Origin of the sequence: Colwellia sp. TT2012 (genome assembly GCF_001440345.1) — a bacterium.
Lineage (GTDB): Bacteria > Pseudomonadota > Gammaproteobacteria > Enterobacterales > Alteromonadaceae > Colwellia.
Map to the genome: position 1 here is coordinate 112,679 of NZ_LJYX01000022.1, position 19,653 is coordinate 132,331.

General features: G+C 40.2%; 12 protein-coding genes and 1 pseudogene. 11 read left to right on the plus strand and 2 right to left on the minus strand.

Annotation, left to right across the window (positions count from 1 at the left end; translation table 11 throughout):
* Positions 1-49 precede the first annotated feature (49 nt).
* The 10 genes from ASU03_RS17500 (at position 50) to ASU03_RS17545 (ending at position 14,300) form a co-directional block, all read left to right on the plus strand.
* Complete coding sequence (locus ASU03_RS17500; RefSeq protein WP_057833075.1) at positions 50-760, plus strand: DUF445 family protein; 711 nt, start codon at positions 50-52, stop codon at positions 758-760.
* Between the two features lie 240 nt (positions 761-1,000).
* Positions 1,001-2,191: an amino acid aminotransferase gene (locus ASU03_RS17505; RefSeq protein WP_057833076.1), complete on the plus strand. Its 1,191-nt coding sequence runs from the start codon at positions 1,001-1,003 to the stop codon at positions 2,189-2,191.
* 245 nt (positions 2,192-2,436) lie between these two features.
* A complete protein-coding gene (gmk, locus tag ASU03_RS17510) occupies positions 2,437-3,093 on the plus strand; it encodes a guanylate kinase (protein ID WP_082627336.1) in 657 nt (218 codons plus the stop codon).
* Positions 3,094-3,263: 170 nt separating this feature from the next.
* Complete coding sequence (gene rpoZ, locus ASU03_RS17515) at positions 3,264-3,551, plus strand: DNA-directed RNA polymerase subunit omega (RefSeq protein WP_057833077.1); 288 nt, start codon at positions 3,264-3,266, stop codon at positions 3,549-3,551.
* A 411-nt stretch (positions 3,552-3,962) separates the two neighbouring features.
* Positions 3,963-6,071: a bifunctional GTP diphosphokinase/guanosine-3',5'-bis pyrophosphate 3'-pyrophosphohydrolase gene (gene spoT, locus ASU03_RS17520; RefSeq protein WP_057833078.1), complete on the plus strand. Its 2,109-nt coding sequence runs from the start codon at positions 3,963-3,965 to the stop codon at positions 6,069-6,071.
* A gap of 421 nt (positions 6,072-6,492) precedes the next feature.
* A complete protein-coding gene (locus ASU03_RS17525) occupies positions 6,493-6,885 on the plus strand; it encodes a RidA family protein (protein ID WP_197411273.1) in 393 nt (130 codons plus the stop codon).
* A 162-nt stretch (positions 6,886-7,047) separates the two neighbouring features.
* Positions 7,048-7,755 carry a tRNA (guanosine(18)-2'-O)-methyltransferase TrmH gene (gene trmH, locus ASU03_RS17530; protein ID WP_057833080.1) on the plus strand — a complete coding sequence of 236 codons (708 nt, stop codon included), beginning with the start codon at positions 7,048-7,050 and terminating at the stop codon, positions 7,753-7,755.
* Positions 7,756-7,764: 9 nt separating this feature from the next.
* On the plus strand, positions 7,765-9,858 hold the full coding sequence (gene recG, locus ASU03_RS17535; protein WP_057833081.1) for an ATP-dependent DNA helicase RecG: 2,094 nt from the start codon (positions 7,765-7,767) through the stop codon (positions 9,856-9,858).
* Positions 9,859-9,967: 109 nt separating this feature from the next.
* A complete protein-coding gene (locus ASU03_RS17540) occupies positions 9,968-12,853 on the plus strand; it encodes a DUF748 domain-containing protein (RefSeq protein ID WP_057833082.1) in 2,886 nt (961 codons plus the stop codon).
* Positions 12,854-12,923: 70 nt separating this feature from the next.
* Complete coding sequence (locus tag ASU03_RS17545; protein ID WP_057833083.1) at positions 12,924-14,300, plus strand: SLC13 family permease; 1,377 nt, start codon at positions 12,924-12,926, stop codon at positions 14,298-14,300.
* A gap of 507 nt (positions 14,301-14,807) precedes the next feature.
* Here ASU03_RS17545 and polA read toward each other — a convergent pair.
* Both polA and ASU03_RS17560 read right to left on the minus strand, forming a co-directional pair.
* On the minus strand, positions 14,808-17,600 hold the full coding sequence (gene polA, locus ASU03_RS17555; RefSeq protein WP_057833085.1) for a DNA polymerase I: 2,793 nt from the start codon (positions 17,598-17,600) through the stop codon (positions 14,808-14,810).
* An 856-nt stretch (positions 17,601-18,456) separates the two neighbouring features.
* A pseudogene (locus ASU03_RS17560) lies at positions 18,457-19,083 on the minus strand (efflux RND transporter permease subunit); the annotation flags it as partial.
* A 409-nt stretch (positions 19,084-19,492) separates the two neighbouring features.
* Here ASU03_RS17560 and ASU03_RS17565 point away from each other — a divergent pair.
* Positions 19,493-19,653 (plus strand): transposase (locus ASU03_RS17565; protein WP_157465868.1); only part of this gene is annotated, 161 nt, incomplete at its 3' end.

Consider the following 19,653-nt stretch of genomic DNA (forward strand, 5'->3'; position numbering starts at 1 on the left):
CTATCATAGCCACCGGTAAAATTTAACTATATCCACCTTGGAGTATTTCGTGAACAAAAGCCTTATCACCAACCTTATTGCATTAACCTTGACTTTAGGGGGCTATTTTAGCGAACAACATCTTCTTTTTACGTTAGGTCTTTTCGCTTTATCTGGCGCGATAACTAACTGGCTTGCCGTACATATGCTCTTTGAGAAAGTACCGCTACTTTATGGTTCAGGCGTGATCCCCGCGCGTTTTGAAGAATTCAAAGTGGCTATTGGTCAATTGATGATGGAAGAATTTTTCACCGAAGAAAACATTGATCGCTTTTTGTCTGATAGTTCAGGTAAAGCCAGCACTATTAACTTAGCCCCCGTTATTGATAAAGTAGACCTTAGCCCTGCGTTCAAGAGTTTAGTGGAGGTAATTGAAGAATCGTCATTTGGCCCAATGCTTGCCATGGTTGGCGGCAGTGAAGCAATTCAACCAATGAAAGAACCCTTTATTGAAAAAATGAAACTCGCCATACAAGACATAGTGCAAAGTGAGCAATTTAATACTCTACTTAGAGAAGAATTAGAGCAGCCTGATATCATTTCTGGCATGCGAGATAAAGTCAGCGATATTATTGAAAAACGTCTCGATGAATTAACACCGCTGTTAGTCAAAGAGATCATTCAAAAAATGATCAAAAAACACTTAGGTTGGTTAGTGGTCTGGGGCGGTATATTTGGTGGTGTTATTGGCCTAGTTGCAGCACTTACTAATAGTTTCTAATTATTATTTACCCTGATAGCTATTCAGGGTTTTATTGAATAACTCGATGGCACTTATAAAATAAAGCCAAAATCCATACAAATTAATCTTAGTTTTGTCACTATATGGCAGAGAAATCTCTTTAATTGCGCCCTAACTTTACGTTATGCTTGAGTGATTAAAAATTAGAGAGTTTAGACTCATAAGTGCGATGATGCCTTATTGAGGTAACTCTCCTCTAACATAAGGTAAACTTCTGTCATGTTTGGTAGTTTAAAGGCTTTGCCTGCCGATCCAATTCTTGGATTATTAGCTAAATATAGAAAAGATAACAACCCAAATAAAATCGATTTAGGTGTTGGCGTATACAAAAATGAAGCAGGTCACACTGCCATACTTAATTGTGTAAAAAAAGCCGAACAACATCGCCTAAAGACAGAAGACACCAAGGTTTATATTGGTCCTACTGGCTCAGAGTTATTCAACGATGAAATGGCTAAGCTTATTTTTACCGCTGAACATAAAGTATTAAACCAAAATCGTGCTCGTACCGTATCTACCCCTGGTGGTACTGGTGCTTTACGTGTTGCTGCTGAATTTATCAAATCTTGTAAAGCCGGCGCGACCATTTGGGTAAGTAATCCAACCTGGGCAAATCACACCGGTTTATTTAAAGCTGCGGGTTTAAACGTTAAAACGTATCCTTATTACGATTATGAAAACAAAAGCTTAGACTTTGATGGCATGTTAACTGCGCTTAAAGAAGTTAGCAGTGATGACGTAGTGTTATTACACGCTTGTTGCCATAACCCAAGTGGTATGGATTTAAACAAAGAACAATGGCAACAAGTGGCTGAAGTCGCTAAAAACGTTGGTTTTATGCCATTAATTGATATGGCTTACCAAGGTTTTGGCGCTGGTTTAGACGAAGATGCTTACGGTTTACGCTTAATGGCGGAAACCGTGAAAGAAATGATCGTCTGTAGTTCATGTTCTAAAAACTTCGGTCTATACCGTGACCGTATTGGTGCTTGTACCATCATTGGTGAATCAAGCACAGCGGTTGATATCGCTAAGTCGGTCTTACTTTATGTGGTACGTGTTATTTATTCTATGCCACCAGCACATGGCGCGGCTATTGTAGAAACGATCCTAAGTTCAGATGAATTACGTAATGAATGGTATGGCGAATTAAAAGAAATGCGTGATCGCATTAATGGCAACCGCAAATTAATCGTTGATAAGCTTGTAGAAAATGGCGTAACTCGCGACTTTAGCTTTATTCAACGTCAAAGTGGTATGTTCTCTTTCTTAGGTATTACCCCTGAGCAAGTGCAACAGTTACAAGATGAGTACAGCATTTATATGGTCGGTTCTAGCCGCATGAGTATCGCTGGCATTGCCAATAGTAATGTTGATTACTTAGCAAAATCCATTGCTAAAATATTGTAAAGAGCGCGAACAAGTTCCCGCCTACTAGCAATAACGGTAGGCGGCTTATTTTTAAGAAAAGTAATCGCACAAAGTCAAAAATTAATATTACTTACCGTCAGACAGGCTGAGCTTTTTTTATTCTAATAGAGTAAAATAATGCCCAGCCTTTTTTATTGGCAAAAATTTATAACCAGTAGACGAATTAACAACGCCACTGGTTACTACTTAATATGTGATGCAAGTTTGTTTTAAAGGAAAGCACTGTGATTGTTCCCGGTAATTTATTTATTCTTTCTGCGCCAAGTGGTGCCGGAAAATCAAGCCTTATTAAGGCTTTACTAAAGCAAGATAAGCAAGCATCAGCCAGAGCTATGCAGGTATCAGTTTCTCATACCACGCGAGATGCTCGTCCTGGTGAAAATAATGGCGAACATTATCATTTTGTTAGCGTAGCTGAGTTTAAAAAACAAATAAGTAACCATGCCTTTTATGAGTATGCGGAAGTTTTTGGTAACTATTACGGTACGTCTGCTACTGCTATCGATACACAACTTGCCCAAGGTATTGATGTATTTCTTGATATTGATTGGCAAGGTGCTCAACAAGTTCGCATGAAAAAACCGAACGTAACCACTATTTTTATTAGCCCTCCTTCAAAAGAAGAGCTAGAAAGTCGCTTACGAGGTCGCGGCCAAGACAGTGATGAAATAATCGCCAGCCGTATGGCGCAGTCGCAAGCAGAATGCTCTCACTACAAAGAATTTGATTATATTATCGTCAATGACGATTTCGACCAAGCCTTGCTCGATCTAACCACTGTGGTAAATAATCAACGGCTAAAATGCCGCCAGCAAACCATTGCCCAACAAGAATTATTTAGCAAGCTATTAAATAATGAAGCAACAAAACCTGCTAAATAAGTACTATAATAAGATATGCCCTTGGTTGTGTGGCGAGAATACTGATGCTATTAATTTCCGTTGAGTGGGATATAACTTAATAGACATGCTATTACTTACTTGCTTAATTAGTGAGTGAGCAGTAGACTACGCAGCTATTTTGTAAGTTGTTTATTAGTTGGAGTGACCAGATGGCTCGCATAACTGTTGAAGATGCCGTAGAAAAAATCGGTAATCGTTTTGATTTGGTGCTAGTTGCATCACGTCGTGCTCGTCAAATCGCAACGGGCGGAAAAGAACCATTGGTAGACGTCGAAAACGACAAACCAACGGTAATTGCTTTGCGTGAAATCGAAGCAGGCTTAATTACTACCGAAATTATGAATACTTATGATCGTCAACAACAAATCCAGCGAGATACTGCTGAATTAGATGCTGTTGCCGCGATTGTTGGTGGTCAACAAGACGAATTAAGCTAGAGTTGATGCCTTCTATCTAGAGAAGGCTTTAGTTTTAAGCACTTAAAACGCGTACCTTATTCTGCTTTATCTCAGAAAATAGGTTACGCGTTTTTTATTCGTTAAGCTTTAATAGCCGTTTAACTAAGTTACTGGCCACTTGTGCTGGTTGAAATACGCCAAGGCGACGTTGCTCTCAATGCCAATAGCCAGCTATTGGTCAATAGTACACCTTGCCCTGATTTGTTTTTCCTGCCGACAACAAGATCATAAATTTAAGTAACTGGTATGATTTTCCTTGTAAATAGAGCATATTGCCGCGTATTCTATCTAAACTCAAGAAACTTCAACTATGCAGTTAGAGGTAACATGAGTATATACTAGGGTAGATACTCGAACTCCCCCTTTTTCCCCCTTAATTTGGAGTATTAGGTGTACCTATTTGAACCATTAAAAGAACTTACCTCGACCTACCTATCAAAAGTACAAGTTGATCTGCTTAAACACGCCTATGTCGTAGCACGTGATGCCCATGATGGCCAAATGCGCTCAAGTGGTGATCCTTATATTACTCATCCAGTTGCCGTAGCGATTAACTTAGCCCAAATGCATTTAGACCATGAAACCCTCATGGCGGCTTTATTACACGATGTTATTGAAGATACCGACGTTACCAAGGATGAATTAGCGGAACTTTTCGGTCATACCGTAGCAGAACTCGTTGAAGGCGTAAGTAAACTCGATAAATTAAAGTTTACTAACCAAGAAGAAAGGCAAGCGGAAAATTTCCGTAAAATGGTACTTGCCATGGTGCAAGACATTCGTGTTATTTTAATTAAACTTGCCGACCGTACACATAATATGCGCACCCTTGGCTCTTTACGACCTGATAAACGACGTCGTATTGCCCGCGAAACCTTAGAGATTTATGCCCCCATAGCGAACCGTTTAGGTATTCATGATATAAAAAACGAATTAGAGCTATTAGGCTTTGAAGCGCTTTACCCTATGCGGTCACGTGCTTTAAAATCAGCGGTAAAAAGCGCCCGTGGTAATCGTAAAGCTATTATTGATAATATTGAAAAAGAAATTTCGGCTCGTTTAAAGGAAAGCGGTATTGAGGCACAGGTTATCGGCAGAGAGAAGCACCTGTATTCGATTTATAAGAAGATGCTTAATAAGGAATTAATGTTCAATGAAGTCATGGATATCTATGCTTTTCGCGTTATCGTTACTGAGAAAATTGACAACTGCTACCGCGCCTTAGGTGCCGTGCATAATCTCTTCAAACCCATTGAATCACGGTTTAAAGATTACATCGCTATCCCTAAAACTAACGGTTACCAATCACTGCATACATCATTAATTGGCCCCCATGGCATTCCGGTAGAAATTCAAATTCGTACCCAAGATATGGATCAAATGGCGGATAAAGGTATTGCCGCTCACTGGCTCTACAAGCAAGACGGTAAAAACACTGGCACAACGGCACAAATGAAAGCGCGTCGTTGGATGCAAAGTTTACTTGAGCTGCAACAAAGCGCAGGTAGCTCTTTTGAGTTTATTGAAAACGTTAAATCAGACTTATTTCCAGAAGAGATTTATGTCTTTACCCCTAATGGCCGAATTATTGAGTTGCCCATGGGCGCCACCGCTATAGATTTTGCTTATGCAGTACACACGGATGTCGGCAACTCTTGTGTTGGTGTGAAGGTCGACCGAAAACCTTATCCAATGAGCCAACCGATAGATTCAGGACAAACCATAGAAGTAATTACCTCTACGGCAGCCCGACCGAATGCGACCTGGCTAAACTTTGTTGTCACCGCTAAAGCACGTTTACAAATCAGAACTTACTTAAGAAGTTGCGAAAAAGACGAATCCCATGCTTTAGGCCTGCGTTTATTAAGTCATGCCCTGGGTGAAACAAAACTTGAAGATTTAGCGAAAGAAAAAATTGATGAAGTAGTACAACAAAGTGGTAATGCTAGTTTTGATGACTTACTGACCAACATTGGTTTGGGTAATGCGCTGAGTATAGGTATTGCCCGACAGCTAACCGATGGTTTTACCGAAGAGACCGAGCTAGACCCGAACAGCACTAAAGCTAAAATGCCGATAAGAGGTACCGAAGGCATGTTAGTCAATTACGGTAAATGTTGTCGCCCTATCCCTGGTGATGCAATTTTAGCTTACTTAAGTCCAGGTAAAGGCTTAATGGTCCACCAGCAAGGTTGCCGCAATATCAAAGGTCATGACCAAGTTAGCTTGTTCCCAGTAAGATGGGACAATGATATTGATAAAGAATTTATTGCTAAGCTAAGAGTGGAAATCGTCAATCATCAAGGTGCGCTGGCATTACTAACCAATGTTATCGCTCGATGCAACTCCAATGTGCATAGCTTAAACTCAGGTGAAAAAGAAGCAGGTTTATACGTAATCGATATGGAAATCACCTGCCGCGATCGTATTCACTTAGCTGATATTATTCGCAAGATTAAAGTAATGATTGATGTACAACGTGTCATCCGCAATAAATAATAACAGTGCTTTGCCCATTAATGACGGCAAGGCCTAAGACCATTTTGTCTAATTTAGTACTCAATGATGACACGGAAAAATCAGACGGATTGGTATATACCCGTTATCAATCAAAGTGCAGGATTTCAGTGGGAATTAAAATGGCTTTAGGCAAGGGAAATAATTGAAGCATAGTCATTCTATGGTTTAATTATTTAACGCGGTCTAAAGTCATTATAAACCCATCGAAGAAGCGCTTGAGCAACATCACTTCATCGTTACTGTGATTTATAAGGGAATAACCATTATTTCATCACAGTGCCTTGAATTGAAATTTCTCAAGAACTCTGAAACATGCATCTTGAATGGTAACGGGTATAACACTGAACTCACAAAAATTAGCAAATTGAGCGATAAGCTCCAGCAGTTAACAACAGGAAGTATTATGAAAAGTATTATCAGTACAGACAAAGCTCCAAGTGCCATTGGTACATACAGCCAAGCGGTAAAAGTAAATAATACTGTTTATTTATCAGGACAAATTCCTCTTATTGCCGAAACCATGGCAGTGGTTGAAGGTGGTTTTGCTGAACAAGCTGAACAAGTATTTAAAAATCTAGTCGCTGTCTGTGAAGCGGCGGGTGGTGAAATTAACAATATGGTAAAAGTAAATATCTACCTTACGGACCTAAGTAACTTTGCCACGGTAAATGATATTATGAGCCGTTACTTTACTCAGCCTTATCCAGCAAGAGCTGCGGTACAAGTGTCTAGATTGCCTAAAGATGTTGAAATAGAAATTGATGGTGTTATGGAACTGCCTAGCGTTAACTAAAATAGTCTTCATGAATGATATTTATTCGGCATTGTCTGCGCTGTTCGTCCAATTCACTTACTAGGCATAAGCTCAATGGACTCACAGCTTGACGGCTTTGCCTAAATAACACTCACTTTGCCTATTTGATCAAATTATTAGTATTTTTAAAGAAAACTCAAAATGACTCCAGAAAGATTAAAACGTATTAACGCCATGTTAGACCAACGCCAGCCAGATTTAACCATTTGCATGGAAGGTCTGCATAAAAGCCATAATTTAGCCGCGGTTGTACGTACTTGTGATGCTATTGGTGTTAGTGATGTTCATGCTGTATGGAAAAGTGATGCCGCTGAAGTTCGTGGTGGCAGTGCTGCCGGCAGTCAGAACTGGATTGACGTGCATAACTATCAAAAAACAGCTGATGCCATTGCGGCATTAAAAGCACAGGGCATGCAGATATTGGTGACAAATTTGTCTGCTACTGCAGTTAATTTTACCGAAATTGATTATACCAAACCAACCGCTATTATTTTAGGGCAAGAAAAATTTGGCGCCTCTGATGTAGCCCTAGAGCTTGCCGATCAACATATTGTCATTCCTATGGTTGGCATGGTGCAATCATTAAATGTTTCAGTGGCTTGCTCGGTTGTTTTATACGAAGCACAACGCCAGCGTCAATTAGCCGGTATGTATAATAAACCTCGCTTAAGCCATGAACGTCGTCAGCGTACTTTATTTGAAGGTGGTCATCCGATTTTTGCCGATGCCTGTCAGCGTAAGGGATTACCTTACCCTGAAATTGATGAGGATGGTCAAATTGTTGCTAATGAAACCTGGTGGCAAAAAATGCAAATGAATAAAAGTGCTTGGCAACACATTGATGACTAGGTATTAACAATGGCAGAAGAAACGTTAAGCCTATTATCACAAGTTCCTCTGAGTACACTCAAAGGTGTCGGGCCTAGTTTAGCGGGAAAATTAGCAAAGATTGGCTTGCTATCCGTACAAGATATGCTCTTTCATCTACCGATGCGTTATGAAGATAAAACCCGTGTCACCACAGTGCGCAATTTAGTAGTGGGTACCTCAACCAATATTATTGGTGAAATTACCGACAACCAAATAACTCATGGTAAACGCCGCATGCTGGTGGTTACTCTCCATGATGGCACCGGCAGCATACAACTGTGTTTTTTCAGCTTCTCTGCCAGCCAAAAAAACAGCTTAGCCATAGGTAAAACTATTCGTTGTTACGGTGAAGTAAAACGCGGACCCCGTGGCTATCAAATTATCCATCCTGAATATAAAAGCCTTGATGACGACAGAGCCTTAACCTCTGCTGAAGAAACCTTAACACCGATTTACCCTAGTACCGATGGTCTAAGGCAAATATCGTTACGTAATTTAACCGAGCAAGCCTTGCTGCGATTACAGCGCGGCCAGGTAGAAGAGTTACTGCCCAGCAATATTTTTAATGAACAATACTCTCTCGGTGAAGCCTTAGCGATTATTCATCGTCCACCATCAGACGTTTCTATTGAGCAATTAGAGCAAGGCCGCCACCCAGCACAGCAACGTTTAATTAAAGAAGAGTTACTGGCTCACAACTTAAGCATGCTTAAGCTCAGACAAAATAGTGATAGCCATGATGCACTACCTTTATTGGGTGATGAGCAAGTAAATCAAAAATTCCTCAACGCTTTACCGTTTACGCCAACCAAGGCGCAAACACGTGTGGTAGCTGAAATAAAAGCTGACCTAGCTAAAAGTCAGCCAATGATGCGTTTGGTACAAGGCGATGTCGGCTCAGGAAAAACCCTAGTTGCTGCCCTTGCCGCATTAACCGCCATTAGTGAGGGCTATCAAGTTGCCTTGATGGCACCCACTGAAATTCTTGCCGAACAACACGCTATTAATTTCACCAACTGGTTTACCCCGCTAGATATCAGTGTCGGTTGGCTGGTAGGGAAAACTAAAGTAAAAGCAAAAAGACTGGCGCTCGAGCAGATTGCAAGTGGTGCCATGCAAATGATTATTGGCACACACGCGCTCTTTCAAGCCGATGTGGTCTTTAAAAATTTGGTACTGGTTATTATTGACGAACAACATAAATTTGGTGTTCATCAACGCCTGACCCTGCGTGAAAAAGGCGTCTTTGATAATAAATACCCACATCAACTGATCATGACAGCCACCCCCATTCCCCGCACTTTATCGATGACAGCTTATGCAGATTTAGATGCCTCAATTATTGATGAATTACCTCCAGGTCGCACCCCGATAAATACCGTGGCATTACCTGATTCACGCCGCGCCGATGTGATTGAACGTATTCGCCAAGGCTGTGTGAATGATGGTAGACAAGCTTATTGGGTATGTACCTTAATCGAAGAATCAGAAGTATTACAATGCCAAGCCGCTGAAGCAACCGCGCTTTTATTAGCAGCACAACTACCGGAATTAAAAATAGGCTTAGTGCATGGCCGAATGAAATCGGTTGAAAAAAAACAAGTTATGGATGCCTTTAAAGCGGGTGATTTACACCTACTTATTGCCACCACAGTCATTGAAGTTGGCGTTGATGTACCTAACTCCAGTCTAATGGTCATTGAGAACCCAGAGCGTTTAGGCTTAGCGCAATTGCACCAGTTACGTGGCCGTGTTGGTCGTGGCTCGGTCGCCTCTTTTTGTGTGTTAATGTATAAAGCACCACTATCAAAAACCGCCGTCAAACGCTTAAAAGTATTACGTGAAAGTAATGATGGTTTTGTTATCGCCGAAAAAGATCTGGAAATCCGTGGTCCGGGAGAGTTATTAGGCACCAAGCAGACCGGTCTAGCCGATCTTAAAATTGCCGATCTAGTACGTGATGGTTACCTCATACCTGAAATACAGCAAAAAGCGTATTTATTATCACGCCAACAACCTGAATGTGCACAAGCATTAATTCAGCGCTGGTTAGGCAATAAAGAACGTTACTCAAATGCTTAACTAACGACTGAAATAAATAACCCTATCGATACTCTCTTACTGATAACAGTAAAGCCGATGAATAACGATAGATAACAATGGAATAGATAAATAGAAGTGTAGGTATAATATGTCATTCAATCAATTTCTACAAAATAACAAAAGGTTATTAAAAATAACCTTAATAGCGGTTAGCACCGTTGCCATTTATGCCTTGATTTTAGGTTTACTTACCCCTTATTTACTCAAAGAAAAGCTACCCGCCATCGTCAGTGAAAACTCCTCATATACCATGCAAGTGGCAGATATTCATATCAACCCCTTTTACTTATCTCTTGAAGTTAAACAATTAAAAATACTCGATAAAAATGGTGGTGATTTCACCGGTTTTAAACGGTTATTTATCAATTTCCAACTGTCTTCACTATTTCGCTGGTTATGGGTTTTTGATGAATTCACCCTAGAAGCCCCGTATCTGCATTACCAGGTATATCAAGATAGCAGCAGTAATTTTGATGAACTTATTGCGGCTCAAAACACCACAAAACCTAACGACAATATTAAAGAAAATGCTATTCCAGAGATTTTGATCAGGCAGTTAAATATTGAGCAATTAATTTTACGCTTTACCGATCACTCCAAACAAGAGCTATTCAATGCCAATGTTGGCCCTTTAACTATCGAACTTGAGGATTTCACCACACAAAGAGAGTTAAATAGTCCCTACAAACTTAAAGCAACCTCAGCGGGTGGTATTATTGGTACAAGTATTGAGTGGCAAGGTCAGGTGACAATTTTACCTTTACGCTCTTCAGGAAAAATTAAAATAGACGGTATTAACCTGCCAACACTGTACCAATATTTTAAAGAAGACTTGCCGACGGTGGTTAGCTCGGGCAAATTAAATATAAGTGCCGAATATGCCATAGATCTATCGCAGCCGGAGATGATGCTTAACATTAATAATGCCAATATACTGTTTACTGACTTATTCATTAAACAAAAATCTAGCAACATTGATGATGTGCAATTAAGTCACCTTGCCATCAATGGCCTTAATTATTCCTTGGCAGAAAACCAAGTACAATTAGCAGAAATTGTCCTCACTGACAGCTTAATAAATGTTATTCGTAGCAAAAGCGGTACGCTGAACTTGCTACAAATGTTACCCACCAGTTCTCCCCCAGAAAGCAGCGCGGCGGCACCACAAAAACTGCAACTAGCTATTGATCAAATACGCTTAGTCAATAACCAATTAAAACTAACCGATAACACCACTGACGTTGCCACGCAGGTAAATTTAACCGCTATTAATATGAGTTTAAAGCAGTTCAGTTTACAAGCCGACGCTATGTTCCCCATAAACTTTTCCGCTGTGGTTGAACAAAGTGGTAATATTTCCGCTAATGGTGAGCTATCCTTATATCCGCTCACTGCCAACATCAATTTTAACGCCGAAACCGTGCCACTACTGAGTATTGAGCCTTATATGCATCAATGGCTTATTTCAGAACTTATTGCCGGTAATTTTGATGCCACGTTAAATATTACCTATGCCGAAGCGCTTGCCGCCAAAGTATCAAAGGGTGCCAGCCCTGAAAAACTACATATCACTGGCGACATGGCATTAAATAACTGGCGTAGCCGAGTTACAGAAAAAGATGAAGATTATATTCGCATTGATAAAGTATCGGTTGAAGGTATCAAGGTTGCGCTGCCGGAAAATACTATCGACATTGAACGTGTCACTATTGATAAATTATGGCTTAATGCACAGCGTAATAAACAAGGGCTAATCAATATTACCAGCATTCGCAAAGAGCGTATGGAACGTCGCAATGAAGCGGCAGAGCAAGGTAATTCGACGGTAATCACCCTTAAACATTTTCAGGTGAATTCCTCTACTGTGGTTTATAGCGATTATTCCGTTACTCCGCGCTATAAAATGCGCATAGAGCCTTTACAAGTAACAATAAAAGGTCTGTCGAGTAAAGTGAATAGCCGAGCAACCATTGATTTAGCAGGTAAAATAAATAAGTTTGCCTCACTTAAACTAAAAGGCAGCGTTAATTTATTGTCTGAAAGCTTATATACCGATTTCAATCTAGTGTTAAACGATGTACAAATGAGTGATTTTAGCCCCTACTCTGGCACTTATATTGGTCGTGAAATTGACAAGGGTAAACTAAATCTTAAGGTAAATTACTTGATTGAAGACCAAAAACTTAAGGCAGATAACACCCTCTTTATAGACCAATTTTATTTAGGTGATAAAGTTCCAAGCAAACAAGCAACAAGCCTACCTATAGGACTTGCGATAAGTTTATTGAAAGACAGCAAAGATGAAATTCATATCGATATGCCAATAAGCGGTAATCTAGCTGCTCCTGATTTTAGTTACGGTAAACTTGTTTGGCAGACATTAGGCAACTTAATTATTAAAGCGGTCGCGTCACCATTCACCTTGCTGGCTGGCTTAGTGGATAGCGAAGAAGATTTAGGCACTATTGAATTTATTGCTGGCAAGCATGAGCTAGACCAAGCAATGATTGCCCGGTTAAACTTGCTAAAAAAAGCATTACTGCAAAGACCTAAATTACACTTAGAAATTACTGGCTGCTATCATCCACAAGATAGCCAAGCATTAAAACAACAGCTGTTCCAACAAGCTATAAATCCCAATACTGAAGAACTAAGTAATCGACAATACTTAACTGCATTAGAACAGGCTTATAGCCAAAGTTTTGCTCAAGCCTATAACTTTAGTGCAGCGCCAGCCATGACAGCTGAGAGTTTAATCCGCTGGAAAATAGAGCAAGTTGAAGTGGTGTTATTAGCAAACATAGTGGTTGATAATAATATGTTGCTCAATTTAGCCCAGCAGCGCAGTCGCAATATTCAACAAGCGCTATTAAGTGATGACCAGCTTGCTGCCAATCGTCTCATTATCGGTAAAGTTCGACCACTTGCCGCATCAGCAAGTGAGATTAACTGTCCACTAGCGCCAGCTGGATAAATAAAAACAAATAATAATAATAAAAGCACCGTTAATTGAGTGCTACTAATTAATAGAGTTTGCAATCATTATGAACTTAACCCGTCAGCACTTTATCCCTCTAGGGCCAGCGATAGCTTTTGGCTGTTATTTATTGCTTAGTCACTTTGGTTTAGCCGAGCAACCTGCCATAGCCGCAGCCATTACCCTACTGACAGTTATATGGTGGGTCACCGAAGCCATTCCCATTCCCGCTACCTCATTAGTGCCTTTTGCCTTATTGCCCTTGTTTGGCATTGTTGATCACAAAACCGTTGCCTCCTCATTAGGAAGCCATGTCATCTTATTATTGATGGGCGCTTTTATGCTGTCAAAAGCATTAGAGAAAAGTGGCGCGCATGAAAGGTTAGCTGTTTACATGGTTCGGCTTGTAGGTGTCTCTAGCGGTAGGAGATTAGTGCTAGGTTTTATGCTGGCTGCTGGTTTCTTGAGTATGTGGATATCAAACACTGCGACGACTTTAATCATGTTACCTATGGCGTTAGCAATACTAAGCCATGTAGATAATAAACAGTTAAAGGTTGCGATGATCTTAGGTATCGCTTATGCCGCTAGTGTTGGTGGACTAGGTACTTTGATTGGTACTCCTCCTAACATAATCTTCGCAGCTATCTATGAAGAGAATACCGGTAAAGAGTTTGGCTTCCTTGCATGGATGAAGATTGGTGTTCCTGTGGTGCTTATATCATTACCGATAATGGCGCTATGGTTAACACGTAACGTTAAACTTGAGCATGAGATAAACTTACCTGAATTGGGTAAATGGAGACCTGAAGAAAAACGTACCTTATGGGTATTTGGTTTAACGGCTCTAGCTTGGATAACTAGAGGTGAACCCTTTGGTGGCTGGAGTTCATTACTGGAGATAAAGATTGCCGGTGATAGCACAGTAGCGCTGTTGGCCGTAGTTATTATGTTTGTCGTACCTAATGGCAAAGGCGGTAGATTACTGGATTGGAAGACAGCTAATTCCATCCCGTGGGGCATGTTGTTATTGTTCGCCGGTGGTATTGCAATCGCTAAAGGTTTTACTGCTTCGGGTCTTAGTACCATTCTTGGTGGGTGGTTAACATCACTATCTAGCCTACCGCCAATGCTAATGATATTGACTATTTGTTTGGTGGTTACCTACTTGACTGAAATAACCAGTAATACGGCAACGGCAACGTTACTAATGCCTATATTAGCTGCTGCAGCTATATCATCCGGACTAAACCCTGAGGTACTTATGATACCCGCAGCGATGGCCGCTAGTTGTGCGTTCATGCTGCCTGTGGCGACAGCCCCTAATGCTATTGCCTATGGTACAGGAGAGATTGAAATTCAGGATATGGTTAAAGAAGGATTTATCTTAAGTATTATCGTCTCAAGTATTGTAGCTATGGTTTGTTACGCATTTCTTATTTAAAAAGAAAAATGCAGTAATGCTTTGCCATTCTGCTAACGAGACAAAATCAAAGCCTCTTATCTATAAAAGCTAAGGTGCATACATCTGTATTAGCTTTCCTATTAAGTCTTATACAAGACATATTTTTACCCCTTACCGTTATTATTTTCTTTAGCTTCAGCCAAGTCGTACCCGCTAAAATTCAAGACGACATTCAAAACGAACCGTTAACGGTTACTTATTTCACCAATGGATTACAGCATAGCATCCAAGGAAAAAAACAGCTAAATGCTATCGATGTAATGAAAGCTCTAACAAGGTCCTCAACCTAGCTACCCTACATTGGCCGCCTTATATTAGTGAAGAAGCCTATAATAAGGGTTGGGTTTTTCAATTTACCGTGGCTGTACTTTAGATTTATAAATCCCCAATAAAAAGGCAGTTAGCTATTCCATGTGGAATAAGTAACTGCCTTATTTTTTAATAAGTTATAGTTTTCTAGGTTGAAGTTAGCTCACTTAATTTACTCTAATGGGCTTCATCCCAGTTATCACCAATGCCCGCTTCGGCAATTAATGGCACGTTTAACACCACCGCATTATTCATTAATTCAACCAGTTTTTTCGTGGTCTGTTCAACAATGTCTTGATGTATTTCAAAAATCAATTCATCGTGCACCTGCATGGTCATTTTAATACGGTCATCATTTTGCTCTAGTAACCAAGCATCTACGGCTAGCATGGCCTTTTTAATGATATCAGCAGCTGTACCTTGCATTGGTGCATTGATGGCAGCACGCTCGGCGGCTTTTTTACGTATGCCATTTTTAGCATTGATGTCCGGTAAATATAAACGACGGCCATACAAGGTTTCCACATAACCCTGTTCACTCGCTTTTTGGCGAGTCTCTGCCATATACGTTAATACACCAGGGTAGCGTTGGAAATACTTATCTTGATACTCTTGTGCTTGCTGACGGCCAATATTTAATTGCTTGGCTAAACCAAAGGCTGACATACCATAAATCAAACCAAAGTTAATGGCTTTGGCACTGCGACGTTGTTCGATAGTGACTTCATCAAGCTCGACCGCAAAAATTTCTGCGGCTGTCGCCCGATGAATATCTTTACCTTCGCTAAAAGCGGTTACTAAACCTTCATCGCCGGACAAATGCGCCATGATGCGTAATTCAATTTGCGAGTAATCTATCGCGACTATTTTGTGATCTTTTGGCGCAATAAAGGCTTGGCGAATTTTACGACCTTGCTCACTACGAATTGGAATGTTTTGTAAATTTGGATCGGTTGAAGATAAACGTCCCGTCGCCGTGACCGCTTGATGATACGAAGTATGCAAGCGCCCGGTTTTATCGCTAACCATTAACGGTAATTTGTCGGTATAAGTCGACTTTAATTTACTTAGTCCCCTATTCTCTATAATAACTTTAGGTAATGGATAATCAAGTGCTAGCTCTTGCAAGACATCTTCTGCGGTAGAGGGTGCACCTTTTGGCGTTTTTTTGATGACCGGAATTTTTAACTCTTCAAAAAGAATTTGTTGTAATTGCTTCGGCGATGCCAAGTTAAAACTCTTGCCTGCTAAATTGTGTGCTTCAATTTCCAGCTCATCTAAGCGTTGCCCTAAGATCAGGCTTTGCTCCGCTAAGATATCACTATCAATTAATACCCCAGTTTGTTCCATACGAGCCAGTACGGGTAATAGTGGCATTTCTATGTCCTTAAAAACACTGAGCAGCGCAGGTGATTGCGCTAGTGCTGGAAAAATAGCCTTATGTAACCGCAAAGTGATATCAGCATCTTCTGCAGCATAGTGACCGGCTTTTTCCAGATCAATTTGATTGAAAGTAAGCTGTTTAGCACCTTTACCGGCAATATCTTCAAATTTCACCATTTTATAATCGAGATATTTCAGTGCCAGCGCATCCATATTATGACGCGTAGCAACACTGTTGTAGCAGTAAGATTCAATCATGGTGTCAAATTCAATACCCTGCAACGTAATATCATAATGACTTAGCACATTGGCATCATATTTAAGGTTTTGACCAATTTTTTTAATCTTGGTACTTTCTAATAGCGGCTTTAATTGCGCTAACACCCAATCTTTATCAAGCTGTTCGGGTGCATCCGTATAATCATGAGTCAATGGCACATAAGCGGCCTTGCCCACTTCAATGGCAAATGATAACCCAACTAATTCGGCTTTCATGTAATCAACACTGGTGGTTTCGGTATCAAAGGCAAAAGCATCACACCCTTGTAGTTTATTAAGCCACTCGGTAAATAAGGCTTTATCTAAAATGATATCGTATTGGCTTTCGGCCACGGCCTCGGCATGGATTTCAGCAACCTGTTCACCGGCAGAGCTAGACGTTTTACCGGCTTTAGTCGTGGTACTGCCAGTGCTATCACCTTTACCTAAACCCGCTAATAAACGCTTTAATTCGAATTTTTGATAAAGCTTAGTTAGTGCTTCAATATCGGGTTCATTGGCAGCTAATTGTGCTGCGGTTTGTGCTAATTCAACATCACATTTAATAGTCGCTAATTTATATGACAAAGGTAGTTGTTCTAACGCATCACGTAGATTTTCGCCTATTTTCCCTTTTACTTTATCCGCATTAGCGATAACTTCAGCCATGGTGCCATGCTCTGCCAACCATTTAACCGCCGTTTTTGGACCACATTTTACCACGCCGGGAATGTTATCCACTTTATCGCCCATCAAGGCGAGGTAATCGATGATTTGATCAGGGCGCACACCAAACTTTTCCACCACACCCGCTTCGTCCATTTCTAGATCAGTCATGGTATTAATTAAACGGACATGTTTAGTCACTAACTGCGCCATATCTTTATCGCCAGTCGATATGACGGTTTCGATACCTAGTTCATCGGCTTGTTTAGCCAAGGTGCCAATAACATCATCGGCCTCAACGCCAGGAATAACCAATAAAGGTAAACCCATAGCGGTAATAATCTCATGTAAAGGCGCTATTTGACTGCGTAAATCATCCGGCATGGGTGGACGATTTGCTTTGTATTCTGGGTACATGTCATTGCGGAAAGTTTTACCTTTAGCATCAAAAATAGCGATGATATTGCCATTGGGATAGTCTTTTTTCAAACTACCTAACATATTTAATACACCGGTTATGGCACCTGTTGGTTGGCCATCTGCGGTTGCAAGTGCTTGTAAATAGGGTACGTGATAGGCTCGAAATAAATACGAAGAACCATCGACTAATATCAGGGGTGATTGCATGTTATTAGCATCAGGTGAGATTGCAGGAGTTGTCATAAAAAATACGCGAAGTGACTAAAATAAGCTAAAGGTGACTAAGCATGCCACAAAGCATAATACCAAGTCCATTAAGTTTGTTCACATTCAGCGAGAGTTAAAAGGCTTAGAGGCAAGGCATTGATTGAAGATAATGGTTATTCCCTTGTTAAAATCAATAACGCTGCATGTAAGCCTTTTAAACTCGCCCTTTGGGAGTTTGTCAGCAATTAGATAACTGCACAGAATTTCCTTAATATAGAATGACTATATACAAAAAAATTCTATTTGTTCTCAAAACGCTGACAAGCTCTGAATGGGAAGAAACTTAATGGAATTGGTATACGTTGGCTCCACTTTATCCCTAGGCTTTATTGTTTACTTTAAGGATCCTCTTGTGGATAACCTTGTGATTAAGTACAAAAAGCAGCCAGAAAATCAAGCTAAAAACATCAGAATTAATAAATATAATAGTTTGATTTAATTGAAATAAATATATGCACCAGCGTCTTTTAATAGCCAGCTTATTTGTTTTTATACTATGTGGATAATTTTGTTATTAAGTTATTTTTTAGTTGTACAAAAAATAAACTAATGAAAATAGCGAGGTAAGAGATTATCAGAAATTGGCGTGATTACCAGCGCATTTTTAAACTTTTTTTACAGAGTAGTTACACTTTTAAAGAACAAAAAAACATAAGCGAGTAAGGGCAATAGCTAACAAGTGATCCACCAGTTAAATATAAATAGTTATGATAAATTTTATTTAAAAAATAAGATTCCTGCTCAATATGAGCAGAAATCTTATTCCCATGGGCATGCAAAATGCGAGTCTCTAATTCAACCTGAAATTTGAGATAATATGGCACATACTGTATTAACGTGTTAGTTGGGCAACTTTTGTTTTAGAAAACCATGGATATAATACCGGTAAAACAAATAAGGTTAATAACGTTGCTGTGACTAAACCGCCGACAATAACAGTGGCAAGTGGTCGTTGGATCTCAGCGCCAACACCATTAGACATCAGCATAGGTATTAGTCCTAATGCCGAAGTAATAGCCGTCATCAATACCGGACGTAACCGTGACACTGCTCCATCAAAAGCCGCTTTTGATGTGTCAATACCATTCTTAACCAGTTGATTAATACTTTCTACCATCACCACACCATTAAGCTCGTCATCACGGCGAACTTGTGGCGGACCTGACTCAAAACTAACCGTGGCGATATCGCCTAAACGCACCCAAGCACCAGTAGGTGATTGTATTCTCAGATCAGCAATAGCTTCTTGGTTATCACGATACTTTTCTTCAAAACGTACATAAATATCGTATCTTTCATTACCATTGATTATTTGGCCAGCACTAACACCGCCAATGCCATCTTTAACCACGGCCATGACATCGCCCACCGACAAACCATATAGTGATAGCTGTTGTCTATTCGGTTTGATCACCAGTTGTGCTTCGCCGACTATTTGCTCTAAGACAACATCTCTAGAGGAAAACTAGGAAAACTAGGGGGCATCCAATAACTTTTTTTTAACTTAAAAAAGTAAAAACACACAAAATATTCGGCTTAATTAGCGCCGTTAATCAACATGCCCGCTACTAACTGAAATTAATACGCATAAAGCACAATATTATTATATTTCAGGTACATAAATTCCACCGTCAATTAAAACAGTGTCAATGCCTTTAAAAAAAGAGCGTTTATTGAAAAAATTGTGCTTGCTGTCGGTGACCGCCTATCCACTTTTTATTGGTGTGGGCAGCAAATGCTGACAGCTCATTTACCGAGCCTACCGCTTGATGGTATTGCTTACCAAAATGTTGGGCTGAAGTGGCATAGTTAATTTGGCCACCTAATTAGAGGTGTTATTATGCATCTCATACTACTTAGGTGACAAAATGACCAAACAAACAAGACCGACATTTTCAGCAGAATTTAAACTTGAAGCAGCGCAATTAGTTGTTGATGGTGATCACACCGTAAAAGAAGCGGCTGAATCCCTGAATGTAAGTAAATCTGCGATGGACAAGTGGGTTAGGCAATTAAAGGGTGAACGTTC

Bases quoted from the DNA above. Each gene is read 5' to 3' on its own strand.
- polA (WP_057833085.1), bottom strand. From the start codon at position 17,600: ATGACAACTCCTGCAATCTCACCTGATGCTAATAACATGCAATCACCC.
- rpoZ (WP_057833077.1), top strand. From the start codon at position 3,264: ATGGCTCGCATAACTGTTGAAGATGCCGTAGAAAAAATCGGTAATCGT.
- trmH (WP_057833080.1), top strand. From the start codon at position 7,048: ATGACTCCAGAAAGATTAAAACGTATTAACGCCATGTTAGACCAACGC.
- recG (WP_057833081.1), top strand. From the start codon at position 7,765: ATGGCAGAAGAAACGTTAAGCCTATTATCACAAGTTCCTCTGAGTACA.
- ASU03_RS17540 (WP_057833082.1), top strand. From the start codon at position 9,968: ATGTCATTCAATCAATTTCTACAAAATAACAAAAGGTTATTAAAAATA.
- ASU03_RS17505 (WP_057833076.1), top strand. From the start codon at position 1,001: ATGTTTGGTAGTTTAAAGGCTTTGCCTGCCGATCCAATTCTTGGATTA.
- ASU03_RS17545 (WP_057833083.1), top strand. From the start codon at position 12,924: ATGAACTTAACCCGTCAGCACTTTATCCCTCTAGGGCCAGCGATAGCT.